This is a genomic window from Trueperaceae bacterium (genome assembly GCA_031581195.1).
GTDB lineage: Bacteria > Deinococcota > Deinococci > Deinococcales > Trueperaceae > SLSQ01.
Map to the genome: position 1 here is coordinate 1 of JAVLCF010000002.1, position 26582 is coordinate 26582.

Genomic DNA, 26582 nt, shown 5'->3' on the forward strand with positions numbered 1-26582 from the left:
AGAAGGTGCGCGAGTTCGTGCTGGAGGCGCACGCCCTGCGCGTCCCGACGGTGCGGATCCTGCACGGCAAGGGGACCGGCGCGCTGCGGGACGCGGTCCGGGAGACGCTGCGGGGGGAGGCGCGGGTCGCGCGGTACGAGGATGCGGTCCCCTACGAGGGGGGGCACGGCGTGACGGTGGCGCACCTGGACGTGTGACGCGGGGTGCGGGCCGGGGTAGCCTGGCGGCGTGAGCCAGATGCGCCCCCGCGCCGTGGTGTTCGACCTCGACGGCACCCTGATCGACAGCCTGCCCGACATCGTCGCCAGCTTCCGGGCGGCGTTCGTGGATCGGGGCCTGCCCGCCCCGCGTGCGGGGGCCGTGCGCGCCGAGGTGGGGCGGCCGCTGGAGGCGATGATCGCGGCGTTCGCGCCGGACCGGGTGGCGGACGTCGCGGCGGCGTACCGGCGGATCTACCCCGAGCGGTTCCTGGACACCACCGCGCCGTTCCCGGGGGCGCTCGAGACGCTGGCGGCCCTGCGGGCGCGGGGGCTGCGCACGGCGGTGGCGACGACGAAGCGGACGGCGATGGCGCGCGACCTGGTGGAGGCGGTGGGGTTGGCGCCGTACCTGGATCACGTGCAGGGGACCGACGACCTGCCGGCGAAGCCGGCGCCGGACGTCGTGTGGGCGGCGTTGCGGGCGGTGGCGGCGGAGGGGACGTGGATGGTGGGGGATACGGTGCACGACCTCGAGGCGGGGCGGGCGGCGGGGTTGGCGACGTACGGCGTGACGTGGGGGACGCACGACGCCGCGACGTTGCGGACGGCGGCACCGGACGCGCTCGAGCCGGACCTCGCGGCGCTCGTGACGCGGCTGGGGTGACGCCCCCGCGCACGGGGGTGGGGCGGGTCGGCGGGTATCGTTGCGCATGAGCACACGCGAAACGCAGTACGTGATCGACGCCTTGGCGGAGGACTCCTGGCGGATGTTCCGCATCCTGGGCGAGTTCGCCCAGGGGTTCGAGGCGATGGCGGACGTCGGCAAGGCGGTGACGGTGTTCGGCTCGTCGCGCCTCGCGGCGGACGGGGAGGCGTACGCCAAGGCGCGTCGCCTGGCCGAGGCGTTGGCGGGGCAGGGGTACGCGGTGTTGACCGGTGGGGGGCCGGGCATCATGGAGGCCGCGAACCGGGGGGCGTTCGAGGCGGGCGGCCGGTCGGTGGGGGTGAACATCACCCTCCCGCACGAGCAGAGTCCGAACCGCTTCCAGACCGACGCGCTGGACTTCACGTACTTCTTCGTGCGCAAGGTGATGCTGGTGAAGTACGCGACGGCGTTCGTGGCGTTCCCGGGGGGGTTCGGCACGATCGACGAGCTGTTCGAGGCGCTGACGTTGATTCAGACGCTGAAGATCAAGCCGTTCCCGGTGTACCTGGTCGACGTCGCCTACTGGCAGGGGTTGGTGGAGTGGATGGAGGCCACGCTGGTGCGCGAGGGCACGATTCACGCGCGCGACCTGCAGCTGTTCCAGCTGGTGGACGACGTCGCGGAGATCCCGGCGGCGATCGAGGCGTACTACCGAAGCGAGACGCGTGCGGGGTTCGACGTACCGAACGGGCGGGACGTGCCGGGCGACGGCGACTGAGCGGCCCCGCAAGGAATCCTCGGCCTGTCGCTTGGAAAACTTGACACGCTCACACTAAGGTTTTATCTTGGTGGGGAACGGCGACGGGGGTCCGCCCCCGCGCCCACACCACCTTCGAGGAGGGATTCCATGGCACTCGTCCGCATGCAGACCCCCCGCACCCTGACCCGCGACCCGATGTTCGACGCCGTCGACCGGCTCTTCGACCTCGCGCAGGGCGCCGCCGCGCCGGCCGCCGCCGGCCCCGACGTCCCGACCGACCTCTACGAGACCGACGAGGCGTGGGTCCTCGAGATGGCCGTCCCCGGCCTCGCCGCCGACGACCTCGACGTCGCCCTCGAGAACCGCGACCTGACCGTCCGCGCCGACCTGCCCGCCCACGAGGGCGAGGACCGCCGCTACTGGCGGCGCGGCCTCCCGCGCGGCACCGTCAGCCGCACCTTCCGCCTCCCCGACGGCGTCGACGCCGACGCGGTCGCGGCCCGCGTCCACGACGGCCTGCTGACGCTCACGCTGCCCAAGGCGCACGAAGCGAAGGTCAAGAAGATCGCCATCGACGCCAACTGAGCGGCGTCCTCGCCCCACGACGACGCGCGGCGGGCCGAAGCCCGCCGCGCGTCCGCGTCCGGGTCGTGCGCGACGCCTCAGAAGGTCAGGCCGCCGTCGGTGAACGGCGGCAACGCGTCGAGCCCGAACACCTGCGCCGCGACCGCGTAGATCTCCGGCGGCTCCATGCCCGCCCCCAGGTACGTGTCGTCCCGCCAGATCTCGACGTGCGGGTGCGGACCCGCCTCGGTCCCCGCCGCCGCCTCCGACGTCCCGGAGTTCCCGGTGAAGCCGACCGTCGCCCCCTGCGCCACGCGCGCACCCTCGACGACGCCCTCGGCGACGCCGGACAGGTGCGCGTAGCGGCTGACGAACCCGCCCGCGTGGCGGATCCACACCTGCCGCCCCCGCAAGGCGTCCAGCACGTCGGGCGGCGTCGTCAGCGACGACGTCGCCTCCTCGATCAACGCGTCGTAGCGCGCCTGCGTGAGCGGCGCGTAGTCGACGTCCGCCCGGATCACCGTTCCCGCCGCCACCGCCCGCTGCGGCGTGCCGTAGGCGATCTCGACGCTCACCGTCCCGTCGTAGAAATCGAAGCCCTCGTGCGTCCCGTTGCGGTAGCGGCGCGGCGCCCCCGGCAGGTGGCTCGCGCGCGACGACAGCGTCGCGCCGTCGATCGGCACGACGTACATCGACGGCCAGCCCTCCGCGAAGGGCGCCCCGCCCCGCAGCTCCGCGATCGCGTCGAAGCCGTCGCTCAGCTCCACCAGGCGCCCGTACAGCCCGCTCCCCCGCACCGGCGGGTGGTCGGCCGCCAGGTCCACCGCCCGCACGCCGTCGGCGTCGCGGACGTGCGGGTCCGCCCCGGCGTTCAGCAGCAACAGCGCCGTCGAGGCGCTCGGGGCGGCGTCCGCGGCGAACATCAACGCCGTCCAGCCCCCCGCCGACCGCGCGTTCACGTCCGCGCCCGCCGCCAGCAGCCGCCGCACCACGTCGTCGTGCCCCGCCGCCGCCGCCCGCATCAACGGCGTCCGCCCGAAGGCGTCCGTCGCCGACGTCGGTGCGCCCGCCGCCAGCGCCGCATCCACCTCCGACGGGACGCCCGCGTCCGACGCGCTCAGCAGCACCGTCGCCGGCGCCGGCGGCGCCTCGGCCTCCGCGCCACCCCCCCTCGAGGCGGCGAACCACCCGACGACCCCCAAGATCCCCACGACCACCATCGCGGCCACGATGCGCATCATGCCCGCAGGCTACCCCGACCGACCGCCGTACGCCGCGTCCCCGCGGAAGCGGTAGCCTCGCGGGCGTGCGTCGCCCCGCCCGCCCCCTCCCGATCCGCGAACTGCGCGACCTGCTGGCCCTCGCCGGCCCCCTGATCGCCGCCCAACTCGCGCAGATCGGCATGAACACCGTCGACACCGTCATGGCCGGCCGCCTCGGTCCCGACGCGCTCGCCGGCATCGCGCTGGGGGGCGTGGTGTACCAAAGCACCCTCATCCTCGGCATGGGCGTCCTCTTCGCCGTCGCCCCCCTCGTCTCCGGCGCGCTCGGCGCGGACCGCCCCGACCGGGCCGGCCGCACCGCCCGCCAAGGCCTGTGGCTGGCGCTGCTGCTCGGCGTCCCGATCACGCTCGGCCTCCGCGAGGTCGGTCCGCTGCTGCAGCACCTCGGGCAGGACCCCGACACCGCCGCCCTCGCCGGCGGTTACCTCGGGACCGTCGCCTTCGGCTACCTCCCCGCCCTCGCCCTCGTCGCGGCCCGCGGGTTCCTCGAGGGGATCGGCGACGCCCGCCCGATCATGGTCACCCTGATCCTCGGGATCGGCGCGAACGTCGTCGCGAACGACGCCCTCATGTTCGGCCGCTACGGCCTGCCCGCCCTCGGTCTCGTCGGGACCGGCGTCGCCACCGCCCTCGTCTACACCGCCATGGCGACCGCCCTCCTCGCCTACGTCGCCCTCCGCCACCCCCGCTACCGCGTCCTGCGCGGCCTCCGCCGGCCCGACCCCGGCGTGCTCCGCGAGATCTTCGCGCTCGGTTGGCCCATCGGCCTCACCCTCGGCTTCGAAGCGGCCCTCTTCGCCATCACCGCCGTCCTCATGGGGACCTTCGGCCCCGACGCGCTCGCCGGCCACCAGATCGCCATCCAGGCCGCCTCGGTGACCTTCATGGTCCCCGTCGGCCTCGCCAACGCCACCGGCGTCCGCGTCGCCCGCGCCGCCGGCGCCCGCGACCGCACCGGCGTCCGCCGCGCCGGCCTCACCGGGATCGGGGTCGCCGTCGCCTTCATGAGCCTCACCGCCCTCGTCTTCCGCTTCGCGCCCGACCTCGTCGTCGCCGCCTTCCTCGACCCCACCGCCCCCGGCAACGCCGCCACCGTCCGCTTCGCCGCGACGTTCCTCGGCATCGCCGCCATCTTCCAGGTCGTCGACGGCGTCCAAGTCACCGCGTCCGGCGCGCTGCGCGGCCTGCGCGACACCCGCGTCCCCATGCTCCTCAGCTTCGTGTCGTACGGCGTCGTCGGCCTCGGCAGCGGCGTGACCCTCGCGTTCGCCGCCGACCTCGCGGGGCGCGGCCTGTGGATCGGCCTCGTGATCGGCCTCGCGACCGCCGCGACCCTCCTCACCACCCGCTTCCTGCGCGCCACCCGCCCCGGCGCCGGGGCCCTCCCCGGCGTCCCCGACCCCGCCGCCGACGGGGTACACTAGGCCCCATGAGCACGCTCACGTCCATCCTCGTCTACTCGACGTTGGTGCTCGGCGGCCTCACCGCCGCCGCCGCCGCGTTCGTGTTCCTCGGCCTCTGGATCGCCGGCGAGACGGACGACGGCGAGCCCGACGCCGCCCACTGACCCCGCCCGCGTGACGACGCCGGACCCGCCGGCCCGCCCGCGCGTCGCGGCGCTCCGCCGCTACCTCGCCGCGCCCGACCTCACGGCCCGCGACGCCGCCGCGAAGCTCGGCCTCGTTCACGCCGCCGCCTTCGCCGCGCAGGTCCTCGCCGCCGGCGGCGTCGTCGCTGCGGTCGTGACCCTCGCCGGCCGTCAGGACGCCCCCAGCGGCGTCGTCGCGGCGACCCTGCTCACCGCGAGTTACCTGCACCTCGCGATCGGCGTCGCCGCCGCGGTCGGCGGCACGCAGGCCGCAGCCCGCACCGCCGCCCGCTGGCGCGACGGCGCCCCCCATCGTGCGGACGCGCCGGCCGACCCCTCGACGGCCGACGGCCCGACCCTGACGACCGTCCGCCGCGCCGGCCTGTCGGCCGCCCTCCTCGGCGGGCTGCTGCTGGCCGTCCCCGCCTGGTTCCTCGCCTTCGCCTGGGCCACCGGCCAGGGGGCCGGCACGCTGGTCGGGACCGCCGCCGCCCTCGCCCTCGGCTACGCCCTCGGCCTCCTTCAGGTCCGGCGCATCGGTCGGGCCGTCACGCCCGAGCCTCCGGAGGGGGCCCCGGGCGGGGGGGCCGAACGAACGTCGGGCCCCGACGACGACGCGACCGGGGCCGCCTGAACGACGGGCGTGCGTCAGACCGGTTCGGTCGCGCCGTCCTGCTCGAACCAGGCGCGCCAATCCCAACTGCTCTTGTGGACGCGGGCGAGCTGGAAGGTCTCGGTGCTTTCGATGCCCTCGACCTCCGTCGGCAGGCGTTCCGCCACGAACTCGTGGAGGGCGGCGACGCTCGGGTGCAGCGTCTGGATGATGAGGTCGGCCGAGCCGAAGCTGCTGCCGACGAAGCGCACGTTGGGCAGCTCCGTCAGCGCCTCGGCCACGGCGTTGGAGCGACCGACCCGGGTCCGCACGAGGGTGATCGCGTTGACCGGCACGCCCAGCGCGACCGGGTCGCCGACCGCGGAGATGCGGATCCAGCCGGCCTGAGTCATGCGCTGCACGCGCGAGCGGACGGTGGCCTCCGCGACGTCGAGGTCGCGGGCGATCTCGCGGTAGGGACGACGCCCGTCGTCCTCGAGGGCCATGATGATGCGTTGATCCAAGGGGTCGAGCGCCATGGGCCGAGCCTACCCTTCCGCGACGCGAGCGAAGGGCTCCGCGTCGCCTGCGCAAAGATGTACGACGATTGGTGTTCTAGCACGCAATGCAATAAAAATACGTCGTCATCGTTGACATTGCGCGAGGACGCCCCGTAGAGTCTGCGCACGTCGCGGCTCCCCCCGCGCATCCGGCGCGTCCGGGGGTCCGGCGCCACGATCGGACCGCCCCGTCCCGCGGTCCGCGAGGGAGGCCCCATGAAGCGTCCGTTGTTCCGACTCCTCCTCGGCACGGCCCTGATCGCGCTCCTCGGTAGCGCCGCCGCGCAAACCGTGCGCGTCGGTCTCGCCGAGGACCCCGACGTCCTCGACCCCGACCTGGGGCGCACCTACGTCGGCCGCATCGTCTTCGCCAGCCTGTGCGACAAACTCTTCGAGATCACGCCCGACCTCGAGATCTTCCCGCAACTCGCGTCCGGCTACGACGTCGCCGACGACGGCCTCTCGGTCACCATCGACGTGCGCCCCGGCGTCGTCTTCCACGACGGCACGCCGCTCGACGCCGAGGCGGTCAAGTACAACCTCGAGCGCTCCAAGACCCTCCCCGGCTCCAACCGCTCCAGCGAACTCGCGCAGGTCGAATCGATCGACGTCGTCGACGACGACACGGTGCGCCTGAACCTGAGCGAGCCGTTCGCGCCGCTCATCGCGCTCCTCGCCGACCGCAGCGGCATGATGATCTCGCCGGCCGCCGCCGAGGAGCTCGGCGAGGACTTCGGTCGCTCGCCCGTCTGCGCCGGCCCCTTCGAGTTCGTCGAGCGCGTGGCGCAGGACCGCATCGCGCTCGAGCGCTTCGACGGCTACTGGGACGCCGACGCCATCGCGATCGACGAGGTCGTGTTCCTCCCGATCCCCGACACCAGCGTCCGCCTCGCCAACCTGCAGGCCGGCGACCTGCAGGTCATCGAGCGCGCCGCCCCCACCGACCTCGGGATCATCCGCGACGATCCCGACCTCACCCTGCCCTCCGCCGCCAGCCTCGGCTACCAGGGCATCACCGTCAACGTCGCCAACCCGGAACCGCGCGACGACCCGATGGCGACCGACCCGCGCGTCCGCGAAGCGTTCGAGCTCGCCATCGACCGCGAGGTCATCAACGACGTCGTCTTCGGCGGCGAATTCATCGTCGGGAACCAGGCGGTCCCGCCCAGCAGCCCCTGGTACGTCGACGCCTACCCGATCGCCGAACGCGACGTCGAGCGCGCCCGTGAGCTGCTCCGCGAGGCCGGCCACGACCGCGTGGCCTTCGAGATGATGGTCGCCAACAACCCGCAGTCGGTCCAGATCGGCGAGGTCGTCCAGGCGCTCGCCGCCGAAGCCGGCTTCGACGTCACCGTCCGCGCCACGGAGTTCGCGACCGCCCTCGACCTGTGGGAGCAGGGCGAGTACGACACCTTCCAGGTCGGCTGGTCCGGACGCCTCGATCCCGACGGCAACATCCACTCGTTCCAGACGTGCGACGGCAACCTGAACGAGCACGGCGTGTGCGACGAGGAGACCTCGCGCCTCCTGAACGAAGCGCGCGTCACCAGCGGCTTCGACGACCGCTACGCGCTGTACGAGGCCGCGGCGGAGCGCTACCTGCCCAACCGCCACGTGATCTACCTCTACCACCAGCAACTGTTCTTCCCGCACACCGCCGCGATGCAGGGCTTCGAGGCCTACCCCGACGGCATCATCCGCTTCCAAGGCGTCACGCTCGACTGACGTCCGCGCTCCACCGGCGAAGGGGTGGGCTTCGGCCCACCCCTCGCCCTTCGAGGAGACCCGTGCTTGCCTTCGTCGCCCAGCGTGCCCTGACCGCGATCCCCACCCTCCTCATCGTCACGGTGATGGTGTTCGGCATCCAGCGGTCGCTTCCCGGCGACCCCGCCGTCATCCTCGCCGGCGAGGAACGCGACCCGCAGGTGATCGCCTTCATCCGCGCGAAGTACCGGCTCGACGAGCCGATCCCCGTTCAATATGTTGCTTGGCTCGGCCAACTCGCTCGCGGCGACCTCGGCGTCTCGATGCGGACCGGCGAGCCCGTCTCTTCCCTCATCCTCACCAAGCTTCCCGTCACGGTGCAACTCGCCGTCCTCTCCATCCTCGTCGCCGTCGCCGTGGCCATCCCCGCGGGCGCCATCGCCGCGACGAGGAAGAACACCGGCTGGGACGTCGCCGGTACGGTGGTCGCCCTCTCGGGGTTGTCGATCCCCAACTTCTGGCTGGGGATCATGCTGATCCTGCTCGTCTCCGTCCAACTGGGGTGGTTGCCGGCGTCCGGCTTCGTGCCCTTCCTGGAGGACCCGCTCGAGAACCTCCGGCGCATGATCATGCCCGCGTTCGTCCTCGGGACCGGACTGGCCGCGGTGTTGATGCGGCAGATGCGCTCCTCGATGCTCGAGGTCCTCTCGCAGGACTTCGTCCGCACCGCCACCGCCAAGGGCGCGAGCGGCTGGACGACCGTCGTGCGGCACGCCATGCGCAACGCCCTCATCCCCGTCGTCACCATCCTCGGTCTGCAGCTCGGCACGCTCCTTTCCGGCGCCGTGCTGACCGAGCAGGTCTTCACGATCCCCGGCTTCGGGAAGTTGATCGTCGACGCCGTCTTCAACCGCGACTACGCCGTCGTCCAAGGCGTCGTCCTGTTCACCGCCACGTCCTACATCGCCATCAACCTCGCGGTGGACGTGCTCTACGCCGTCCTCGACCCCCGCATCTCCGGGTCCCGCGCATGACCGGCGCCCTGCCCCGCCCGACCCGCACGTGGACCGCGTGGTGGACGAGCCGCCCGATGCGCCGCCTCCGGTCCCGCCCCATCGCGCTCGTCGGCGGCGCCGTCGTCCTCCTCTTCGTGACGCTGGCCGTCCTGGCCCCCTGGATCGCCCCCCACGACCCCGCCGCCACCGATTTCCTCTCCGTCCGGCAGGCCCCCTCGGGCAGCTACTGGTTCGGGACGGACGAGATCGGCCGGGACGTCCTATCGCGCGTCCTCTTCGGCGCGCGCGCCAGCCTCGTCGCCGGCGTCATCTCGGTCGCCATCGCGCTCCTCGCCGGCGTGCCGCTCGGCCTGATCGCAGGGTTCTACGGCGGCTGGCTGGACGAGGTCGTCATGCGCCTCACCGATGCGCTGTTGTCGTTCCCGTTCCTGATCCTCGCCGTCGCCCTGGCGGCGGCGTTGGGCCCCAGCCTGCAGAACGCCATGATCGCCATCGGGATCGCCGTCACGCCGACCTTCGTGCGACTCATGCGCGGCCAAGTGCTGGCCGTGAAGAACGCCGAGTACGTCCAGGCCGCGCGCGCCCTCGGGGCGGGCGACGGGCGGATCCTGGCGCGCCACGTGCTGCCCAACGCCTTCGCACCGATCCTGGTGCAGGCGACCGTCACCATCGCCCAGGCGATCATCGCCGAATCGTCCCTGTCGTTCCTGGGCCTCGGCGTCCAACCCCCGACGCCCAGCTGGGGAGGCATGTTGAACACCGCCAAGAACTTCCTCGTCCAAGCGCCCTGGATGGCGATCTGGCCCGGCCTGTCGATCTTCGTCACCGTCCTCGCCTTCAACCTCTTCGGCGACGGCCTGCGCGACGCCTTCGACCCGAGGGACGCCTGATGGCCCCCCTTCGCGCCCCCACCGCGCTGGACCTCGCCACGTTCTCCGTCTGCCTCCGCGGCACCTGCGGTGGGTACGGCGTGGCCGTCGCCACCGCCCGCCCGAACGTCGGGGCCCTCGTCCCGTACGTCTCCCTCCAGGGCGCCGTCGCCACCCAAGCGCGGGTCGACACCACCCTCGGTGAGCGCACCCTGGCCCTCGTCGGTCGCGGCATGCCCGTCGCCACCGCCATCGACGCGCTGCTGTCCGTGGACGACGCCCGCCCGGTCCGCCAGCTGCACGGCGTCGACGCGACCGGCGCCCACGCGGCGACCGGAGCGGACTGCGTCCCCTGGGCCGGGTCCCGCGCCGGCGACGGCGTCAGCGTGGCCGGCAACATGCTGGCCGGCCCCGAGGTCGTCGACGCCATGCTCGAGGCCGCCGAGGCGGACCGCGACCGCGAGATCGGCGAGCGGCTCCTGCGCGTCCTCGAGGCCGGCCAAGCCGCGGGCGGCGACAAGCGCGGCAAGCAGTCCGCCGCCCTGCTGGCCGCCTCCCCCGAACCGCGCCTCCACCACAACCTCCGCGTCGACGACCACGCCGACCCCGTCGCCGAACTCCGGCGCCTCAAAGGGGTCATGGACGCGCAGACCGACGCCATCCGCCGCGACTACGGAGAGGAGGGCGTGCGCCTGTTCAGCCGGGTCCGCCGCTGAGGCGGACGGGGCGACGGGTACACTCGCACCGACCATGGACACCCTGCACCTCTTGTGGTCGTTCGCCAAGGTAGGCCTCTTCGGCTTCGGCGGCGGCCCCTCGATGATCCCGCTCATCCAAGAGGAGGTCGTCGACGTCCAGCGGTGGTTGACGAAGGACGAGTTCCTCGACGCCTTCGCGTTCGGCAACGCGCTGCCCGGCCCCATCGCGACGAAGATGGCGGGGTACGTGGGGTTCAAGGTCGCCGGCTGGCCCGGCGCCGCCGCCGGCCTGGTCGGCGTCACGGTCCCCACGATCCTCGCCATGATCGCGCTCGGCGGCCTGTACCTCCGCTACCGCGACGCGCCGGCGTTCGAAGCGTTCCTGCGCGGCGTCCGACCGGTCGTGATCGCGCTCTTGGCGTTGGTCGTGTGGGAGTTCGCGCCCCGCGCCTTCGGCGCCCCCCCGCAGTGGCTGGCCAACTGGGCCCTCTGGGGGCTCGGCCTCGTCGCCTTCGTCGCCGCCGCCCGGTTCGGCGTTCACCCCGCCCTCCTCATCGTCGCCGGCGGCGTCGTCGGCGTCCTCTTCCTGCGCTGACGCGCACCCCTAGGAGCCGCATGGATCCCTCCACCCCCTACCCCTCGCAGCGCATGCCGGTCCTGGCGCGCAACGTCGTCGCCACCAGCCAGCCGTTGGCCGCCACCGCCGGCCTGCGCATGCTGACCGACGGCGGGAACGCCGTCGACGCCGCCATCGCGGCCGCCATGACCCTCACCGTGGTCGAGCCCACCAGCAACGGCCTCGGCAGCGACGCCTTCGCGATCCTCTGGGACGGCCGGTCCCTGCACGGCCTGAACGCCTCCGGGCGCAGCCCCACGGCGCTCACGCCCGAGCGGTTCGAAGGCCTGGACGCCATCCCCCTGCGCGGGGAGGCCACCGTCACGGTGCCGGGCGCCGTCTCCGCCTGGATCGAGATGCACCGCCGCTTCGGGTCGTTGCCCCTGCACCGCATCGCCGAACCCGCGATCCACTACGCCCGCGACGGCTTCCCGGTGTCCCCCATCACGGCGCGCGCGTGGGCCACCGCCGAGGGCACCTTCGCGGGCCGCGCCGACTTCGCCGACGCGTTCCTGCCCGGCGGCCGCGCGCCCCACGCGGGGGAGACCTGGCGCTTTCCCGACCAGGCGGCGACCCTGGAGACGATCATCGAGACCGAGGGCGAAGCGTTCTATCGGGGGGCCCTGGCCGAGCGCATGGCGGCGCACGTCCAGGCCGGCGGCGGACCCCTCGCCGAGGCCGACCTGGCCGCCCACCGCGCGGAGTGGGTCGGCACGATCTCGACCGCCTACGGTGAGCACGAACTGCACGAGATCCCCCCCAACGGCCAGGGCCTCGCCGCCCTCCTCGCGCTCGGCATCCTCCGCCACACCGACGTCGCCGACCACGACCCGGACTCCGCCGCCGCCCTGCACCTGCAGATCGAAGCGATGAAACTCGCGTTCGCCGACGCGCATCGCTACGTCGGCGATCCCGACCACCTCGACGTGCCGCCGGACGCCCTGCTGGACGACGGGTACCTCGCCGAACGCGCCGCGCGCATCGACCCCACGCGGGCGGGCGACCCGGCGTACGGCGTGCCGAAGCGCGGCGGGACGGTGTACCTCACCGCCGCCGACGCCGAGGGCCGCATGGTGTCGTTCATCCAGTCCAACTACTACGGCTTCGGGTCGGGCGTCGTGGTGCCCGGCACCGGCATCTCGCTGCAGAACCGCGGGGCGGGCTTCACGCTCCAGCCGGGGCACCCCAACCAGGTGGGGCCCGCCAAGCGGCCGTTCCACACCATCATCCCCGCCTTCCTGACGCGGGGCGGCGCCCCGGACATGAGCTTCGGGGTGATGGGCGGCCCCATGCAGCCGCAAGGGCACGTCCAGATGGTGCTCCGCACCGTCCTGTGGGGCCAGAACCCGCAGGCCGCCGCCGACGCGCCGCGCTGGCGGGTCGTCGAGGGCCGCACCGTCGCCCTGGAGGCCTCGGTCGGACAGGCCACCGTCGACGCGCTCCGCGACCTCGGGCACGACGTCACCCGCGCCGCCCCGGAGCACGGCTTCGCGTTCGGCGGCGCGCAACTCGTTCGGCGCCTCCCCGACGGCGGCTACGTCGCCGGCAGCGACCCCCGCAAGGACGGCCTCGCCGTCGGGTTCTGACGCGCTCGGCGCCGGCGGGGCCGTCCGTGCCGGCCGGCCGACACGGACGGCGGCCGGTTCGTGCCACCCTCGCGTCGGCGCCGGGACGATGCGGTCCCCGCGCGACGCATCGACGCGGGCGGAACGCCCGCGAGGAGGCTGCATGAGCGAAGCGAAATCCGGCGATACCGTGCACGTCCACTACACCGGCACCCTCGACGACGGCACCGTGTTCGACAGCAGCGAGGGGCGCGACCCCCTCACCGTCACCCTCGGGTCCGGCCAGGTCATCCCCGGCTTCGAAGCGGCGGTCGTCGGCATGAGCGTCGGCGAAACGAAGAAGGCCCGCCTCGAACCGCACGACGCCTACGGCGAACGGCGCGACGACCTGATGCTCGACGTGCCGCGCAGCGACCTGCCCGAGGACCTCGAGGTGGAGCTCGGTACGCCGCTGCAACTCCAGCAGGAGGACGGCCAAGCGGTGCCCGTCACCGTCGCCGCCCTCGACGACACCAGCATCACGCTCGACGCCAACCCGCCGCTCGCGGGGCAGGCGCTGACGTTCGAAATGACCCTCGTCGACCTGCAGGCCGGCTGACCCACCCCCCGAACGCCCACGCGGCCCCGCTTCGGCGGGGCCGCGCTCGTGCGGACGCCCCGACGCCCGCGCACCGGGGTCGTGGGGACGCGCGTCAGTGGAACTCGGTGCCGCGCCGGCGCGCGTCCTCCAGGACGTCCGCCATGTCCAGCGCCCGGCTGGTCCCCACCACCACGCAGTCCTCCGGGTCCTCCGCCAGGCCGACCGGAATGCCGGACACCGCGCTCAAGTAGCGGTCGACGTGCCGCAGTTGCGCCGCCCCCCCGGTCAGCACGATGCCGCGATCGATGACGTCGCTCACCAACTCCGGTTCCGCGGTCTCGAGCACCTTGCGCAGCGTCTCCGCGATCTTCTCCAGCGACCCCTCGATCGCCTCGACGACGTCGGTCGACGTGACGGTGGCGGTCTTCGGCATGCCGTCGATCAGCCCCCGCCCCCGCACCTGCGTCGTCGCGGGCGGCACGTCGGGATCCAGCATGGCGGCCCCCACCTCGCGCTTGATCTGCTCCGCGGTGCGGTCCCCGATCAACAGCTCGTGCTTCTCCTTCACGAACGCCGCGACGTCGGCGTCGAAGGCGTTGCCGGCCACCCGCACGCTCTTCGCGTTCACGATCCCCCCTAGACTCAGGATCGCGACGTCGGTCGTCCCGCCGCCCATGTCGATCACCATCGCGCCGACCGGTTCCGCGATGTCGATGCCCGCCCCGATCGCGGCGGCGACCGGCTCCTCGATCAGCAGCGCCTTGCGCGCCCCGATCTCGTGGACCGCCTGCAGCACCGCCCGCCGCTCGACGTCGGTGATCTCCGACGGGACGCACACCATGATGGTGGGGCGCAGGAAGCGGCTGGGGCCCGTCAGGACCTTCCCGACGAACCCCTTCAGCATCTTCTCCGTCAACGTGTAGTCGGCGATCACGCCGTCCTGCATCGGCCGGACCGCGGTGATGGAGCCCGGCGTGCGCCCCAGCATCTTGTAGGCCTCCTCGCCGATCGCCATGACGTCGCCGGTGTCCTGCGACATCGCGATGACCGCCGGTTCGCGCAGGACGACGCCCCGCCCCTTGACGTGCACGCGGACGTGCGTGGTCCCCAAATCGACTCCGATCATGCCGCGCACGCTACCCCGTCGCCGCCCCCCGCGTCCCGGATGGCGACCCACCCGCACCCCGCAGGCGCCCGACGCGCGTCCCGACCGCCCCCCGATTCGTGGTAGACCGCGGGCGTGAAGGCGATCCACGGCGCCCCCGGCCCCCTCGCGTGGCGGGCCGTGCCCGACCCCGTCCCGGGGCCGGGCGACGCGACGCTGCGCGTCCGCGCCGCCGGCGTCAACCGCGCCGACCTCGCCCAACGCGCGGGCCGCTACCCGCCCCCACCCGGCGCCAGCGAGATCCTCGGCCTCGAGGTCGCCGGCGAGGTCCTCACCGCCCCCGAAGGGTCCGGCTGGCGGCCCGGCGACCGCGCCCACGCGCTCCTCGCCGGCGGCGGGTACGCCGAACGCGCCGCCGTGCCGGTCCGCATGCTGATGCCGACCCCCGACGGCCTCACCGACGTCGAGGCGGCCGCCCTGCCCGAAGCGCACCTCACGGCGTTCTCCAACCTCGTGCTCGAGGCCGGCCTGCGGCCCGGCGAGCGGGCGTTGATCCACGCCGGCGCGAGCGGCGTGGGAACCGCCGCGATCCTCCAGGCGCGCGCCCTCGGGGCGGAGGTCGCCACCACGTCCAGCGGCGCGAAGGCGCCGCTGTGCCGGGGGCTCGGAGCGGCGTGGGCGTTCGACCGTCACGACCCCGCCTGGCCCGCGCGGTTGCGCGACGCGTGGAGCGGGGTCGACGTGATCCTCGACCCGGTGGGGGCCGCCACGACCGCCGCGAACCTGGAGCTGCTCGACGTCGGGGGGCGGCTCGTGTGGATCTCGACGCTGGGCGGCCGCGAGGCGACCCTCGACGTCGGGGTGATGATGCGCAAACGCCTCACGGTGAAGGGCACGACGCTCCGCGGTCGACCCCTCGACGACAAGATCGCGTTGCGCGACGCGTTCCAAGCGCGCTTCGGTGCGGACGTCGCGCGGGGTGGGCTGCGCCTCCCCATCCACGCGACGTTCGACGTCCGCCACGTCGAGGAGGCGCACGCGCAGCTCCGCGCGAACGCGACGGCGGGCAAGGTCGTCCTCACGATCCCCTGACGGCGGCGCCCCCCTCCGGCCCGCTCGGCGTGCCCACACACGTGCCCCGCGCGGGTCTCCGCCGGGGGGGCAGCGGGGGTGCGGAGACGCGGCGCGCGGGGCGCCCCCACGCTACCGGCGTTCCCGCCGCGCGAGTGGGCGGCGGACCACGGTTCCGCCCGCCACGGACCGCGCCGGCGGGTACCCTGACGCCGTGCGCGCCGCCCCCTACACCCGCCTCGCCGGCGTCTACGACGCCCTCATGAGCGACGTCGCGTACGACGATTGGTTCGTCTTCCTCGTCCGCGAAGCGACCCGCCGCGGCTTCGCCGGCGGGCCGCTCCTCGACCTCGCCTGCGGCACCGGCAACGCCACCCGGCCCGCCGTGGTCCGCGGGTTCGACGTCGAAGGGCTCGACCGCGCCCCCGCCATGCTGGCCGTCGCACGCGAGCGACTCCCGGACGTGACGTTCCACGTGGGGGACGCCACCGCGTTGGCGCTGCCGCGCCGCTACGCCCTGATCTACTCGGTCTTCGATGCGCTCAACAACCTGCTCGACGACGCGGCGTTCCTCGCCACGGCGCGCGGGGTGCACGCCCACCTGGAGCCCGGGGGGGTGTTCGCGTTCGACGCGAACACCCGGGCGGGGCTCCGCGACCTGTGGGGCGGCCGCGCGGAGGGCTGGGCGGACGACGTGTACTACCGCTGGACGCACCACTACGACCCCGTCACCGACCTCGCCACCGTCGAGGCGCACTGCGACGGCCCCGAGGGCCCGTTCACCGAGGTGCACGTCGAGCGCCCCTACGACCCGGGCGACCTGCGCCGCCTCCTGCGCGCGGCCGGGTTCGCCGACGTGGACGTCGTCACCTACCCCGGCGCCGACCCCGCCCGGGACGAGGACGAACGCGTCTGGGCGTTCGCCCGCCGGCCCGCCTGAGGCGTCAGGCCTCCCCGGATCCCGGGTCGACCCCCGCCGCCTCCCGCGCGAGGCGCGCGACGTTGCTCACGTCCTCGTCGCCGTACCCCCGCCGGATCAACTGCACCTCCGCCTGCTCCACCTGCGCCGCCAACGGGAGCGGGACCCCGAGCGCCTCCGCGGCGGCGAGGGCGATGCCGAGGTCCTTGCGGTGCAGCCGCGTCCGGAAGCCCAGCGGGTAGCGGCCCGCCAGCATGTTCGGTCCGCGGTGCGTGAGGCCCCACGACCCCGCCGCCCCCCCGGAGATCGCCTCGAGCACCCTCGCCTCGTCGACGTCCGCCGCCAGCGCCAGCGCGAGCCCCTCCGCCACCGCGGCGTACGTCCCGGCGATCACCACCTGGTTCACCGCCTTCGCGATCTGGCCGGCGCCCGCCGGCCCGACGTGCGTCAACGTCGAGCCCAGCACCTCGAGCGCCGGCCGGACCGCCTCCAGGACGGCGGCGTCCCCACCGATCATGATCGACAGGGTGCCCTGCTTCGCCCCCTCCGAGCCGCCGCTCACCGGCGCGTCGAGCGCCTGCGCGCCGCGCGCCGCGGCGGCGTCGGCTAGGTCGCGGGCGGCGTCCGGCGCGATGGTGGACGCGTCCACCCACGTCGCGCCCGGCGCGAGCCCGGCGAGGACGCCGTCCTCGCCCTCCGCGACGGCGCGCACGTCGGGCGTGTCGTTCACCATCGTGATCACGAGGTCCGCCCCCGCCGCCGCGGCGGCGGGCGTCGCGGCCCGCGCCGCCCCGCGCTCCGCGAGGGGCGCCTCGCGCTCGCGCGTCCGGTTGTGCACCGTCACGGCGTGCCCCGCCGCCAGCAGGCGCCCCGCCATGGGGGCGCCCATCGTGCCGAGCCCCACGAATCCGATGTTCACGTCGTCTCCTTCCCCGCGGCCGGGTCGCTCGCGGCCTCCCAGAGGGGGTGGGCGATGCGCAGCAGGCGCCGGGCGACCGCCCGGTCGTGGTCCGCCGCCGCCCGCCGCTGCGCGGCGGGCACGCGCCCCACCTCGTCATCGTCCCACGCCGACGCGGGGAGGGGGGCGCCCGCCACCTCCGCCCAGCGGGTCCGCCACGCGTCGGGGAGGACGTCGGGGAGGTCGGCGTCGACGAGCGTCGCCCAGGCGTGCGCCCAGGCGCGCGGCACGACGTCGAAGGCGGCGTAACCGCCGCCGCCCGTCACGACGATCCGCCCCCCGGCGTACGCGTCGGCGAGCGCCACGACGCGCGCGACGAGGTCCCGGTAGCCGCGCAGCGTGAGCGACAGGTCGGCGAGCGGGTCGCGGGCGTGCGCGTCCGCGCCGGCCTGCAGCACCACCAGGTCGGGCCGGAAGGCGCGCAGCGCCTCGGGCGCGACGAGATCGAACGCCTCCAGGACCGCCGCGTCGTCGCTGAACGGCTCCAGCGGCAGGTTGAGCGACCAGCCGCGGCCCGCGCCGCGCCCGAGTTCGTAGCCGTGACCCGTCCCGGGGAACAGGTGGTGGCCCGACTCGTGGAGGCTGAACGTCAGGACGTCGGGGTCGTCGTAGAACGCCGCTTGCACGCCGTCGCCGTGGTGCGCGTCGACGTCGACGTAGGCGACGCGCGCCCCGCGGGTGCGGGCGCGCCGAATCGCGACGGCGAGGTCGTTGTAGATGCAGAACCCCGACGCGCGGTCGGCGAACGCGTGATGCAGGCCGCCGGCGAACGCCGCGGCGCGCGCCGCGGCGCCGTCCAGGACCCGGTCGACGGCGTGCGTCGTGGCGGCGCACACGCCCGCCACCGCCTCGTGCATCCCTTCGAACACCGGCGTGTCGGGCGTCCCCAGGCCCCAGCGCAGCAGGTCGTCGGGCGCGTCGCCGCGCGACGCGCGGGCGACGACGTCGAGGTAGGCCGGGGCGTGCACCGCCGCCAACGCCCCGTCGGGCAGGGGGGCGGGGGGCACCACGTGCGCGTCGTGCAGGAGGCCGGTACGGCGCAACAGGTCCTCGAGGACCGCGACGCGGTCGGGCCGGAACGGGTGGTCGGGCGCCAACCGCCACGCCGCCAGCTCGGGGGCGTGGACGAAGGCGACGTCGTGCCTCACGCCCCGCCGTCCTCCGCGCCGGGGTCGGACACGGCGAACCCGGCGCGCCGCAGGCGGGCGCGGACGGTGCGCGCATCGATCGTGTCCAGCTGCAGCGCGAAGCGCGCCGACGTCGCGTCGCTGCGCGGCGTGACGACGCTGCGGACCTGCACGCCGGCGTCCGCAACGATGCGCAGGACCTCCGCCAGCGCGCCGGGGCGGTGGGGGAGGTCGACCTCGATGCGGGTCGCCGCCCCGCCCGCCCCCGTCATCGCGAGGAGCGCCGCGAGCAGGTCGCTGCTCGCGACGATCCCCACGAGGGCGCCGCCCGCCTCGACCGGGAGGGCGCCGACGCGCTGGTCGCGCATCGTCGCCGCCGCCACCTGCACCGGGTCGCGCGGGTGCGCGGTCCACACCGGCGTGCGCGCCACCTCCGCGAGGGGCGTGTGGGGCCCCGCACCGACCGGCGCGCCGGGGTGCTCCCCCCCGACCGCGCGCAGGTCGCGGTCGCTGACGATGCCCACCAGCACGCCGTCCTCGAGGACCGGGAGGTGCCGCACGGCGTGGCGCGCCAGCAGGGCGATCGCCGCCTCCACCGTCGCGTGGGGCGGCGCGTGAATCACGTCGCGCGTCATGACGTCGGCGACCTGCACGGGGACCTCCTCGGGGACGCCCTCGGGAATCCCCTGGGGAACGGCCTGGGGAACGACCTGGGGAACCGATTCGGCGTACGGGGGCAGGATACCGCGCCGCTCAGTCGCCCGGAGGCCGCACGCGGAGCGCCTCGAACGCCGCGACGAGGGCGGCGGGGGCGTGCGGCCCGACCCGGACCAACAGGGCGTTCGCGGGATCCTCGGTGATGTCGGGATCGGTCGTCGCGCGCGTCTCGAAGCCGACGCGGGCGTAGAAGCGTTGCAGCGCCCGGCGGACCTGCAGCGCCCCGAGGCCGCGGCGCGCGAGGTCGTAGTGCCAGGCGTACAGCACCGCCAGCACCACCGCGTCGTCGAACCGCCCCCCACCGAAGGCCGCGTCCAGCAGCGCCGACCCGTGCCCCGCCCCGCGGGCGCGGGGCGCGACCTCGATCGCGCCGATCTCGTACGTCGCGTCGCCGCCGGGACCGCGCCGCAGCGTCCCCCACCGCTCGACCGGGTCGGGGGGCTGCACGGTGAGGTACCCGATCGTCGCGTCCCCCCGCTCCACCACCCACACGAACGCGGCGGGGTCGCGCGCGAGGCGCGCGACCGCCGCCTCCTGCTTCGCCGGGGCGCGGAAGACGTCCAGGCCGGCGTCGAAGGGGCGGGGCGCGTCGCCGACCAGGCGGCGCGGGTGGACGGGGTCGGGCACGCCGACACGCTACCGCGGGCCCGGCGACCGGTTCCCTCGGGCACCGAACCGGCCGGGCGCCGGTGCTACCCTCTCCCGCATGGACCTGCTGACCCACGCCGCGCGCGGCGAACGCCTCACGCCCGAACGGGCGGCGGAGCTGCGCGACGTGCCGCTCTTCGCCCTCGCGGGGGCGGCGGACGCGGTGCGCGCCCTCCGCACCGACCCGGGGGTCGTGACGTACCTGATCGACCGCAACGTGAACTACTCGAACGTCTGCACGATCGGCTGCAGCTTCTGCGGGTTCTACCGCACCCGCCGGCAGGCCGACAGCTACGTGCTGTCGTACGAGCAGATCGGCGCGAAACTGCGGGAGCTCGAGGCGGTCGGCGGGACGCGGGTGTTGATGCAGGGCGGCGTCCACCCGACCCTCGCGTTCTCGTGGTACCTCGACCTGATGCGCTACCTCAAGACGCACCACCCCACGATCCGCGTCGAGGCGTTCAGCCCCGAGGAGATCAAGGGCATGGCGAAGATGACCGGCATGAGCGCCCGCGAGGTGCTGGCCGAGCTGCACGCCGCCGGCCTCGACGGCCTGCCCGGTGGGGGCGGAGAGATGCTCGTCGACGACGTGCGCCACGCGAAGCACATCTCACCCGCGCGGATCTCGAGCGACGAGTGGATCGACGTCATGGACGCCGCCCAGTCGTTGGGGCTCTACACGACCGCGACGATGGTGATCGGCTTCGGGGAGACGTTCGCGCAACGCATCGCCAGCCTGCAACGCATCCGCGACCAGCAGGACCGGGCGCTCGCGACGTACGGCAACGGCTTCAGCGCGTTCATCTCCTGGACGTTGCAGACCGAGGGCGTCCGCATCGACGGCAAGGCGCCGGGCGCCGGTCCGTCGGAGTACCTCCGCAACGTCGCTACCGCGCGGTTGTTCCTCGACAACGTCGACAACCACCAGGCGTCGTGGCCGACGATGGGCTACAAGGTCGCGCAGACCGCGTTGCGGTTCGGCGCGAACGACTTCGGCAGCACCATGCTCGAGGAGAACGTCGTCAGCCAGGCGGGGGCGAAGCACCGCGCGACGCCCGAACGCGAGATCGTCCGGCAGATCGTCGAGGCCGGCTACGTCCCGAAACAGCGCGGCAGCCTCTACGAGATCGTGGCGGAACCCGACGTCGACGCGCTCCTCGCCGCGCCGCCCGAGGGCGGCGCGGCCCCCGGCGACCCGCAGGCCCAGCCGACCGCCGTCTGACGTGGCGCTCACCCGGACGCGGCGGCGGGCGCGGGCGGTGTACGGCGGCCTGGGGCACCCGGTCGAGGGGGGCGTGATGGTGGTGCAGGAGGCGGCGGGCGACGCCGTCGTGCTGTACGTCGGGTCGGACGACGAGGCGGCGCGCCGCTGGCCGGACGCCGACGTCCGCGACGACGGCTTCGCCCTGTCGCCCGCCCCGGTGAACGCCCACGTGCACCTGGACCTCTCCACGATGCCGTACGCCCCGGGCGACTACGAGGCGTTCGTGCGCGCCGTCCTGGCGCACGGCGCCGCCGGCGGTCGGGGGCTGGAGGCCGCGAAGGTCGGTCTGGCGGAGGTGCGACGGTCCGGCGTCGCGGCGTTCGGGGACGTCGTCGCCGACGAAACCGTCATGCAGTGGCTGCTGGAGCAACCGAACCTGACGGGCGTCGCCTACTGGGAGGTCGTCGCGCCCGACCCCGCCGACGCGGAGCGCGTCTTCGACGACGTCGTCGCGAAGCTGCGCGCCTTCCGCGCCCAGGCCCGACCCGACGGGCTGCGGGTAGGGCTGTCGCCCCACGCGCCGCACACGGTGTCCGCGCCGCTGCTGACGAAGTTGGCGAAGTTGGCGAAGGCGAACGACCTGCCGCTGCAGATCCACGTCGCGGAGTCCCCCTCGGAGGTGCGCCTCCACGCGACGGGCGACGGTCCGTTGCGCGAGCTGATGGGCGACCTGATGGGGGCGTTCCGACCGTCGGGCCGCTCGCCGGTCGGGTACCTCGAGGCGCTCGGGGTGCTCGAGGCCGCCCCGACCCTCGTGCACGGGGTGCAGGTCGACGAGGCGGACGTGAAACGCATCGAGCGCTCGGGGTCGGTCGTCGTGCACTGTCCCCGGTCCAACGCCGCGCTGGGCACCGGACGCTTCCCGTGGGAGACGTACGCCGCGCACGGCGCGACGGTCGCGTTCGGCACCGATTCGCGCGGCAGCAGCCCCTCGCTGGACGTCCAGGCGGAGGTCGCCGCGGCGCAGGCGCTGCACGGCGAGCGGGCGCACGTCGGGGGGCTGGTGCGCGCGGCGGTGAAGGGCGGCTACCGGGCGTTGGGGCTCGCGACGCCGCGCATCACGCGCGGCGCGCCGGCGGACGCCGTCGCGACGTGGCGGATCGACGCCGACGGCGCGGTCGCGCCGCCCGAGGGGGGCGAAGCGAAGGACGGGGCGGGGGACGAGGCGGGGCGGGCTTCGTCGGCGATTTGACACGGGTCGCGCGTGCGGGCGGTACCCTACCGGGACGCGGGGCCGGCGCGCCCCCCGTACGACTTTTCCCCCTTGGGAGGCGGAGACGACCATGACCGAACACATGCTGGAACTGAGCGACGCGAACTTCGAGACCGAAGCGTCCGAAGGCTTTCTGTTGGTGGATTTCTGGGCGCCCTGGTGCGGACCGTGCCGGATGGTGAGCCCCGTGATCGAGGAGCTCTCCAACGAGCTCGCGGGACAGGTGAAGGTCGGCAAGCTCAACGTCGACGACAACCCGAAGACCGCGATGCAGTACCGGGTGATGTCGATCCCGACCGTCGTGCTGTTCAAGGACGGCGAGGTGGTGGACACGATGGTCGGCGCGATGCCGAAGAACGCCTACGCCGCCCGCATCGACAAGCACCTGCCCGCCTCCGCCTGAGCGGACGCACCCACGTCGACGCGCCCCGGGGGTCTCCCCGGGGCGCGTTCGCGTGGCGGTCCGCCCACCGGCGCGGGGCGGACGCCGGCCGGGCCCCTCACCAGTCGAAGGCGATGCGCCGTTCGTGCCGGATCGTGCCGTCCTCGCGCGTCACGACCCCACCTCCGACGTCGGCGCGGTCCTCGAGCAGGCGCACGGCGTCGGGCAGAATCTCCGCGAGGGGGAGCAGCGTCCGCAGGTCGGGGGCGGCGTCGGGCAGCGCCGGCGCGTCGGTCGGCGCGTCGGTCGGGCCGTCGCCCGCATCCGGCGCGCCCTCGGGCGCCTCGACGCGGAGGGCGAGCTCGTAGGGTCCGCTCCCGCCGTCGAAGAACGCCCCGACGCCCACGACCAACGCGCGACCGTCGGCGACGAACGCCAGCTCCGACCGGCGGGTGTCCGGCGCGTCGTCGTTCTCCAGCAGCAGCTCGCCGGTCGCGCCGTCGTACAGGTAGAGGTACGTGTCGAACGCGTCGCTCGTCAGCTCGACGCGCACCTCGGCGCCGTCGGGGAGGTCGGGAAGTTCGTACAGGTCGACCGACGCCCCGCCCCCCAGGACGACCTCGCCGTCGCCGCGCCGCGCCTCGATCGGCGCGTCCGCCGTGAGCGGATCGCGGGGCGCATCCAGCACCCCGGGCTGGGCGACCATCGGGATCGCGTCCGCCAGGTCGGTCGGCCCCCCGAACGCCCCCGGGCCGCGTTCGCTGGGGGTCTCGGGTGCGTCGCGCGCCTCGTCGAGCGCCGCGGCGAGCGCCGTCGAGGCCCCGAACGCGAGCGGTTGCGCGAGGGTGTCCAGCAGGTCGGCGGTGGCGGCCAGGTCGGGGCGGGGGTCGGCGTAGCGCCAGCCGATCCGGTCGCCGGCGGGGGTGGGGAGCGCATCGAAGCCGGCGGCGTCGGTCGCGACGCCGTCCGCCGCGAGGGCGCGCGCCAGGGCGGAGGCGGGCGACGCGATCCAGGCGGCACCGTCGTGCACCACGAACGCGACGTCGGTGCTGGGGCCCACCCGCACGCGGAGGCCGGGGAGGCCGGCGACGTCGGTCCGCTCGAGCGCCAGGAGGGGCACCGCGTCGGCCAGCGGGTCGCCCAGCGACTCGCCCAACAGCTGCCCGCCGACGTTCCCCGGCTCGTTCAGGCGCTCGAGGCCCGCCTCGAGGGCGTCCAGCGCCGCGCGGGCGCCCGCCTCGTCGGTGGCGGGGATGCGCCACACGGTGGGCGCCCCGAACACGAGGGCGTCCAGGTCGTCGTTGGGGGAGCCCAGGCGGACGCGTTGCAGCTCCCCGGCGATCCAGTCGCCGAAGATCGCGTCGACCTCCAGGCCGGCCTGCTGCTCCAGCAGGTCGCGGACGCCGACCGGCGTGCCCGTCGGGGCCGTCAGGTCGCGGGCGATGCCGTCCAACCAATCGAGCCAGGCGGCCGGACGGAGCGTCGACGTCTGCGCCGCGACCCCGCCCCCGGGGAGGGCGCTCGCGCCCTCCAGGGCGCAGCCTTCGCACGTCGCGAGGGCGTGGAACGCCGCGTCGCCGCCGTCCGCGTCGGGGGTGAACACCCCGCGCATCGTGGCGCCGCCCGCGTCGACGTCGAGGCGGGCGCCGCCCGCCCCGAGGGTCCGGAGCAGCGCCACGGCGCGCTCCCGCGCGACGTCGAGGTCGGGGGTCATGCCGCTCGGGACCAGCCCCTCGACGACGCCGGCGAGGCCGGCGGCGTTCCACGCGAGGCGCGCGCCGGGCCCGCCCTCCAGGAGGTCGCCGACCGGCTGGTCGGCGAGGGAGGGCTCGTCCGCACCCCCGAGTCGACGCAGCGCACCGCGCACCAGGTCGGGTCGGGTCCCGACCAGGTAGTGCCGGCCGTCGCGCGCGACGACGAGGGGCAGGTCGCTGCCGTCGAACAGGACGCGCAGTTCGGTGCCGTCGACGTCCCCGAGCACGTCGCCGCCGTAGCAGGACACGAGCAGGTCGTGGAGGTCCGCGGCGGTCGCGGCGGCGTCCGCCTCGACCCGCGCCAGCGCGAGGGCGCCGGGGATGGGCGTGAAGCGGTCGGCGGCGACGGCGAGCAGCAGGTCCTCCGCCCAGGCCCGCATCGTCAACGCGTCGCCGGCCGCCTGCAGGCCGGGACAGGTCGCCTCGAGGGTGGCGGTGGCGTCGTCGAGAGCGCCCCGGGCGCCGTCGCCGGGCAGGGTCGGGGTGAGCCCCCCGAGCCCCCCGAGCGCCCCGAGCGCGCCGAGATCGACGTCCATGTCGGCGGCGTCGAGCTCCAACGCACCGGCGTCCGCCAGGTCGGTCAGGAACGACGTGAGGGCCTCCCACGCCGCCGCGGCGTCGCCGTCGTCGTCGAGCGCGGCGAGCGCGTCGGGCAGGTCCGCGTCGAGGGTCGCGGCGAGGTCGGCGTCGCCGCTCACCCCGAGCGCCAGGACGGTCTCGATGGGCGCGAGCCGCTCGAGGGGCGGAGTTTGCGCGACGGCGCTCCCGACGAGCGCCCCGACGGTGACGGCGAGGATGGCGACGAGGTGGGGGGCGAGGCGGGTGGTGGGGCGGCGGTGGGGTGCGGCGAACGGCGGGTGGTGCGGCATGCGGGGGCCTCCCTGAGGCAAGGGCGGGGACGCGCGACGGCGCCGCGGGGGCGGCGCCGTCGGTCTGCCTGGAAGGTAGCACGCGCTTCGGCGCGGCTCCGTGGCGCCTGCAGCACGCCCTAGTCGCGCGGCCCCTCGAACGGCGCGACGCCGGCCGGCGCCACCCGGTAGGCGGCGGCGTCGCCGTCGCGGTCGACGCGGAGGGCGTAGTCGTCGGCGGCGATGCGCGTCACGGTCCAGCGCACGCCGCTGGGCAGCGCCAGGTCCAGCAACGCCTCGGTGTCGTAGCGGCCCGTGCGGAGCCGGGCCGCCTCCATCTCCAGCCACGCGAGCCAGGCGACGCGCTCCAGGTCGGTCGGGTCGTTCGGCACGACCGCGGTCGGTTCGGGCGGTTCGACCGCGGGCGTGGCGTCCGTAGGCGTGGCGGTCGCGTCGGTGGGCGTCGGGGTCGCCTCCGTCGGGGTCGCGTCCGTGGGGGGCGGTCCGGCGTCGGGGCGCGCGGCGGGGGCGCACGCGCCGAGCAGCAGCGCGGCGAGGAGGGCCGCCGCCGTGCGCCTCACGGGGTGTCCTCCGCGGCGACGGGGGCGAGCCCGAGGTGCAGGACGTAGCGTTGCGCGCCGCGTTTCGCTTCGTAGCGCCCCAGGAGCTCGACCAGGTCGCGTTGGAGCGCCTTCGCGTCGGGGTAGTCCAGCATCAGGTCCTCCCGCCAGGCGGACAGGACGGCGGGACCGTCGGGGTCGAGGGGGGCGACGTCGGCGTCGGGGCGGACCGCCATCTGCACCTGGACGCGCCCCCGGGCGTCGCGGTAGATGCGCGTCCCCCACGTCCCGATCGCTTCGCTGCGGGCGCGCACGACGCTGCGCCGAAGCAGCCGCGCGACCCACGCCTCGCGGTCCGCGAGGGCGTCGTCGAGGTCGTCGGCGGCGGACGCCTCGAACGGCACGAAGAACACGTCGGCGACGGCCCGGTAGCGGCGGCGGGGGCGGCCCCGCCGCGGTTCGGTGGCCACGACCTCGAGCAGGCCGGCGTCGTGCAGGCGGCGCACGCGTTTGAGGACGGTGTTCGGTTTCGCGCCCGACGCGTCGGCCGCTTCGCCGACGGTGGCGGCGCGCCCCAGGAAGGGCGCCAGGTGGGCGCGGTGGCGGGCGTCGAGCAGGAGCGTCGCCTGCGTCCGGTCGCGGACCACGCGGACGCGGGGGGCGTCCGGCGGCCGGTCGGGCGACGCGGGGTGGGCATGTGACTCGGTATCCTTCACGTCACGTAGAAGCGTACGACACTCGGGGCACGTACCCCGTGCGCCCGCCGCGCCGGCGC

At 74.9% G+C, this 26582-nt stretch carries 29 protein-coding genes; 19 read left to right on the forward strand and 10 right to left on the reverse strand.

The genetic code is table 11. From position 1 onward, the window contains the following. From RI554_00325 to RI554_00340, 4 genes are all read left to right on the forward strand, one after another. On the forward strand, positions 1 to 197 hold a 197-nt coding region (locus RI554_00325), incomplete at its 5' end, for a Smr/MutS family protein (protein MDR9390454.1). Positions 198 to 237: 40 nt separating this feature from the next. Then, positions 238 to 864, forward strand: a complete 627-nt coding sequence (locus tag RI554_00330) for an HAD-IA family hydrolase (GenBank protein MDR9390455.1) — start codon at positions 238 to 240, stop codon at positions 862 to 864. 46 nt (positions 865 to 910) lie between these two features. Continuing rightward, positions 911 to 1624 (forward strand): TIGR00730 family Rossman fold protein, encoded by a 714-nt coding sequence (locus RI554_00335; protein MDR9390456.1) that lies wholly within the window; start codon positions 911 to 913, stop codon positions 1622 to 1624. A gap of 129 nt (positions 1625 to 1753) precedes the next feature. Next, positions 1754 to 2191 carry an Hsp20/alpha crystallin family protein gene (locus RI554_00340; GenBank protein ID MDR9390457.1) on the forward strand — a complete coding sequence of 146 codons (438 nt, stop codon included), beginning with the start codon at positions 1754 to 1756 and terminating at the stop codon, positions 2189 to 2191. 77 nt (positions 2192 to 2268) lie between these two features. Here RI554_00340 and RI554_00345 read toward each other — a convergent pair whose 3' ends face one another. Beyond that, on the reverse strand, positions 2269 to 3411 hold the full coding sequence (locus tag RI554_00345) for an ankyrin repeat domain-containing protein (protein ID MDR9390458.1): 1143 nt from the start codon (positions 3409 to 3411) through the stop codon (positions 2269 to 2271). Positions 3412 to 3476: 65 nt separating this feature from the next. Between RI554_00345 and RI554_00350 the strand changes: the two genes are divergently transcribed. Genes RI554_00350 through RI554_00360 form a run of 3 tightly spaced genes read left to right on the forward strand, consistent with a single transcriptional unit; the run spans position 3477 to position 5675 of the window. Continuing rightward, positions 3477 to 4877: an MATE family efflux transporter gene (locus RI554_00350; protein ID MDR9390459.1), complete on the forward strand. Its 1401-nt coding sequence runs from the start codon at positions 3477 to 3479 to the stop codon at positions 4875 to 4877. 5 nt (positions 4878 to 4882) lie between these two features. Continuing rightward, a complete protein-coding gene (locus RI554_00355) occupies positions 4883 to 5020 on the forward strand; it encodes a hypothetical protein (GenBank protein MDR9390460.1) in 138 nt (45 codons plus the stop codon). A gap of 10 nt (positions 5021 to 5030) precedes the next feature. After that, positions 5031 to 5675, forward strand: a complete 645-nt coding sequence (locus RI554_00360; GenBank protein ID MDR9390461.1) for a hypothetical protein — start codon at positions 5031 to 5033, stop codon at positions 5673 to 5675. A 14-nt stretch (positions 5676 to 5689) separates the two neighbouring features. Here RI554_00360 and RI554_00365 read toward each other — a convergent pair whose 3' ends face one another. Further along, positions 5690 to 6172, reverse strand: coding sequence for an Lrp/AsnC family transcriptional regulator (locus tag RI554_00365; protein ID MDR9390462.1), 483 nt, complete (start codon positions 6170 to 6172; stop codon positions 5690 to 5692). Positions 6173 to 6409: 237 nt separating this feature from the next. Between RI554_00365 and RI554_00370 the strand changes: the two genes are divergently transcribed. The 7 genes from RI554_00370 to RI554_00400 all read left to right on the forward strand — a co-directional run bounded on the left by RI554_00370 (position 6410) and on the right by RI554_00400 (position 13259). Then, a complete protein-coding gene (locus tag RI554_00370; GenBank protein ID MDR9390463.1) occupies positions 6410 to 7918 on the forward strand; it encodes an ABC transporter substrate-binding protein in 1509 nt (502 codons plus the stop codon). Between the two features lie 62 nt (positions 7919 to 7980). Then, positions 7981 to 8931: an ABC transporter permease gene (locus RI554_00375; GenBank protein MDR9390464.1), complete on the forward strand. Its 951-nt coding sequence runs from the start codon at positions 7981 to 7983 to the stop codon at positions 8929 to 8931. After that, a complete protein-coding gene (locus tag RI554_00380) occupies positions 8928 to 9803 on the forward strand; it encodes an ABC transporter permease (GenBank protein MDR9390465.1) in 876 nt (291 codons plus the stop codon). The genes RI554_00375 and RI554_00380 overlap by 4 nt, the downstream gene beginning before the upstream one ends. Continuing rightward, a complete protein-coding gene (locus RI554_00385; GenBank protein MDR9390466.1) occupies positions 9803 to 10498 on the forward strand; it encodes a DUF1028 domain-containing protein in 696 nt (231 codons plus the stop codon). The genes RI554_00380 and RI554_00385 overlap by 1 nt, the downstream gene beginning before the upstream one ends. Positions 10499 to 10532: 34 nt before the next feature. Beyond that, entirely contained in the window at positions 10533 to 11075 is a 543-nt protein-coding gene (locus RI554_00390; GenBank protein MDR9390467.1) for a chromate transporter, read from the forward strand. Between the two features lie 20 nt (positions 11076 to 11095). After that, the gene (locus RI554_00395; protein ID MDR9390468.1) at positions 11096 to 12682 is read left to right on the forward strand and encodes a gamma-glutamyltransferase family protein; all 1587 of its coding nucleotides are present in this window, start codon (positions 11096 to 11098) and stop codon (positions 12680 to 12682) included. A 142-nt stretch (positions 12683 to 12824) separates the two neighbouring features. Then, positions 12825 to 13259 carry a peptidylprolyl isomerase gene (locus tag RI554_00400; protein MDR9390469.1) on the forward strand — a complete coding sequence of 145 codons (435 nt, stop codon included), beginning with the start codon at positions 12825 to 12827 and terminating at the stop codon, positions 13257 to 13259. 94 nt (positions 13260 to 13353) lie between these two features. Here the strand turns inward: RI554_00400 and RI554_00405 are convergent, their stop codons facing one another. Beyond that, the gene (locus RI554_00405; GenBank protein ID MDR9390470.1) at positions 13354 to 14367 is read right to left on the reverse strand and encodes a rod shape-determining protein; all 1014 of its coding nucleotides are present in this window, start codon (positions 14365 to 14367) and stop codon (positions 13354 to 13356) included. 114 nt (positions 14368 to 14481) lie between these two features. Here RI554_00405 and RI554_00410 point away from each other — a divergent pair, with 114 nt between their 5' ends. Both RI554_00410 and RI554_00415 read left to right on the forward strand, forming a co-directional pair. Beyond that, complete coding sequence (locus RI554_00410; GenBank protein MDR9390471.1) at positions 14482 to 15438, forward strand: NAD(P)H-quinone oxidoreductase; 957 nt, start codon at positions 14482 to 14484, stop codon at positions 15436 to 15438. Positions 15439 to 15631: 193 nt separating this feature from the next. Next, a complete protein-coding gene (locus RI554_00415) occupies positions 15632 to 16357 on the forward strand; it encodes a methyltransferase domain-containing protein (protein MDR9390472.1) in 726 nt (241 codons plus the stop codon). Positions 16358 to 16361: 4 nt separating this feature from the next. Here the strand turns inward: RI554_00415 and RI554_00420 are convergent, their stop codons facing one another. The 4 genes from RI554_00420 to RI554_00435 all read right to left on the reverse strand — a co-directional run bounded on the left by RI554_00420 (position 16362) and on the right by RI554_00435 (position 19765). Then, on the reverse strand, positions 16362 to 17255 hold the full coding sequence (locus tag RI554_00420) for an NAD(P)-dependent oxidoreductase (protein MDR9390473.1): 894 nt from the start codon (positions 17253 to 17255) through the stop codon (positions 16362 to 16364). Next, the gene (locus tag RI554_00425) at positions 17252 to 18442 is read right to left on the reverse strand and encodes an acetoin utilization protein AcuC (GenBank protein MDR9390474.1); all 1191 of its coding nucleotides are present in this window, start codon (positions 18440 to 18442) and stop codon (positions 17252 to 17254) included. The genes RI554_00420 and RI554_00425 overlap by 4 nt, the downstream gene beginning before the upstream one ends. Beyond that, positions 18439 to 19074 (reverse strand): CBS and ACT domain-containing protein, encoded by a 636-nt coding sequence (locus RI554_00430; protein ID MDR9390475.1) that lies wholly within the window; start codon positions 19072 to 19074, stop codon positions 18439 to 18441. Before RI554_00430 ends, RI554_00425 begins: the two co-directional genes overlap by 4 nt. Before the next feature lie 100 nt (positions 19075 to 19174). After that, a complete protein-coding gene (locus RI554_00435; protein ID MDR9390476.1) occupies positions 19175 to 19765 on the reverse strand; it encodes a GNAT family N-acetyltransferase in 591 nt (196 codons plus the stop codon). Between the two features lie 79 nt (positions 19766 to 19844). On the opposite strand from RI554_00435, the gene RI554_00440 reads away from it, so the two are divergent. The 3 genes from RI554_00440 (at position 19845) to trxA (ending at position 22666) form a co-directional block, all read left to right on the forward strand. After that, positions 19845 to 21008 carry a CofH family radical SAM protein gene (locus tag RI554_00440; GenBank protein ID MDR9390477.1) on the forward strand — a complete coding sequence of 388 codons (1164 nt, stop codon included), beginning with the start codon at positions 19845 to 19847 and terminating at the stop codon, positions 21006 to 21008. 1 nt (position 21009) lies between these two features. Further along, positions 21010 to 22242, forward strand: a complete 1233-nt coding sequence (locus RI554_00445; protein ID MDR9390478.1) for an amidohydrolase family protein — start codon at positions 21010 to 21012, stop codon at positions 22240 to 22242. A 91-nt stretch (positions 22243 to 22333) separates the two neighbouring features. Further along, positions 22334 to 22666 carry a thioredoxin gene (gene trxA / locus RI554_00450; protein MDR9390479.1) on the forward strand — a complete coding sequence of 111 codons (333 nt, stop codon included), beginning with the start codon at positions 22334 to 22336 and terminating at the stop codon, positions 22664 to 22666. Between the two features lie 97 nt (positions 22667 to 22763). Here trxA and RI554_00455 read toward each other — a convergent pair whose 3' ends face one another. The 3 genes from RI554_00455 to RI554_00465 form a co-directional block, all read right to left on the reverse strand. Then, positions 22764 to 25268, reverse strand: coding sequence for a hypothetical protein (locus RI554_00455; GenBank protein ID MDR9390480.1), 2505 nt, complete (start codon positions 25266 to 25268; stop codon positions 22764 to 22766). A 119-nt stretch (positions 25269 to 25387) separates the two neighbouring features. Continuing rightward, positions 25388 to 25828 carry a hypothetical protein gene (locus RI554_00460; GenBank protein MDR9390481.1) on the reverse strand — a complete coding sequence of 147 codons (441 nt, stop codon included), beginning with the start codon at positions 25826 to 25828 and terminating at the stop codon, positions 25388 to 25390. Further along, on the reverse strand, positions 25825 to 26523 hold the full coding sequence (locus RI554_00465; protein ID MDR9390482.1) for a hypothetical protein: 699 nt from the start codon (positions 26521 to 26523) through the stop codon (positions 25825 to 25827). The genes RI554_00460 and RI554_00465 overlap by 4 nt, the downstream gene beginning before the upstream one ends. Between the last annotated feature and the right edge of the window lie 59 nt (positions 26524 to 26582).

What these genes read in the sequence shown, in the direction of transcription:
- RI554_00330 (MDR9390455.1), top strand. Translation starts at nt 238, where the DNA reads ATGCGCCCCCGCGCCGTGGTGTTCGACCTCGACGGCACCCTGATCGAC.
- RI554_00335 (MDR9390456.1), top strand. Translation starts at nt 911, where the DNA reads ATGAGCACACGCGAAACGCAGTACGTGATCGACGCCTTGGCGGAGGAC.
- RI554_00340 (MDR9390457.1), top strand. Translation starts at nt 1,754, where the DNA reads ATGGCACTCGTCCGCATGCAGACCCCCCGCACCCTGACCCGCGACCCG.
- RI554_00345 (MDR9390458.1), bottom strand. Translation starts at nt 3,411, where the DNA reads ATGATGCGCATCGTGGCCGCGATGGTGGTCGTGGGGATCTTGGGGGTC.
- RI554_00355 (MDR9390460.1), top strand. Translation starts at nt 4,883, where the DNA reads ATGAGCACGCTCACGTCCATCCTCGTCTACTCGACGTTGGTGCTCGGC.
- RI554_00365 (MDR9390462.1), bottom strand. Translation starts at nt 6,172, where the DNA reads ATGGCGCTCGACCCCTTGGATCAACGCATCATCATGGCCCTCGAGGAC.
- RI554_00370 (MDR9390463.1), top strand. Translation starts at nt 6,410, where the DNA reads ATGAAGCGTCCGTTGTTCCGACTCCTCCTCGGCACGGCCCTGATCGCG.
- RI554_00380 (MDR9390465.1), top strand. Translation starts at nt 8,928, where the DNA reads ATGACCGGCGCCCTGCCCCGCCCGACCCGCACGTGGACCGCGTGGTGG.
- RI554_00385 (MDR9390466.1), top strand. Translation starts at nt 9,803, where the DNA reads ATGGCCCCCCTTCGCGCCCCCACCGCGCTGGACCTCGCCACGTTCTCC.
- RI554_00390 (MDR9390467.1), top strand. Translation starts at nt 10,533, where the DNA reads ATGGACACCCTGCACCTCTTGTGGTCGTTCGCCAAGGTAGGCCTCTTC.
- RI554_00395 (MDR9390468.1), top strand. Translation starts at nt 11,096, where the DNA reads ATGGATCCCTCCACCCCCTACCCCTCGCAGCGCATGCCGGTCCTGGCG.
- RI554_00400 (MDR9390469.1), top strand. Translation starts at nt 12,825, where the DNA reads ATGAGCGAAGCGAAATCCGGCGATACCGTGCACGTCCACTACACCGGC.
- RI554_00405 (MDR9390470.1), bottom strand. Translation starts at nt 14,367, where the DNA reads ATGATCGGAGTCGATTTGGGGACCACGCACGTCCGCGTGCACGTCAAG.
- RI554_00440 (MDR9390477.1), top strand. Translation starts at nt 19,845, where the DNA reads ATGGACCTGCTGACCCACGCCGCGCGCGGCGAACGCCTCACGCCCGAA.
- trxA (MDR9390479.1), top strand. Translation starts at nt 22,334, where the DNA reads ATGACCGAACACATGCTGGAACTGAGCGACGCGAACTTCGAGACCGAA.
- RI554_00455 (MDR9390480.1), bottom strand. Translation starts at nt 25,268, where the DNA reads ATGCCGCACCACCCGCCGTTCGCCGCACCCCACCGCCGCCCCACCACC.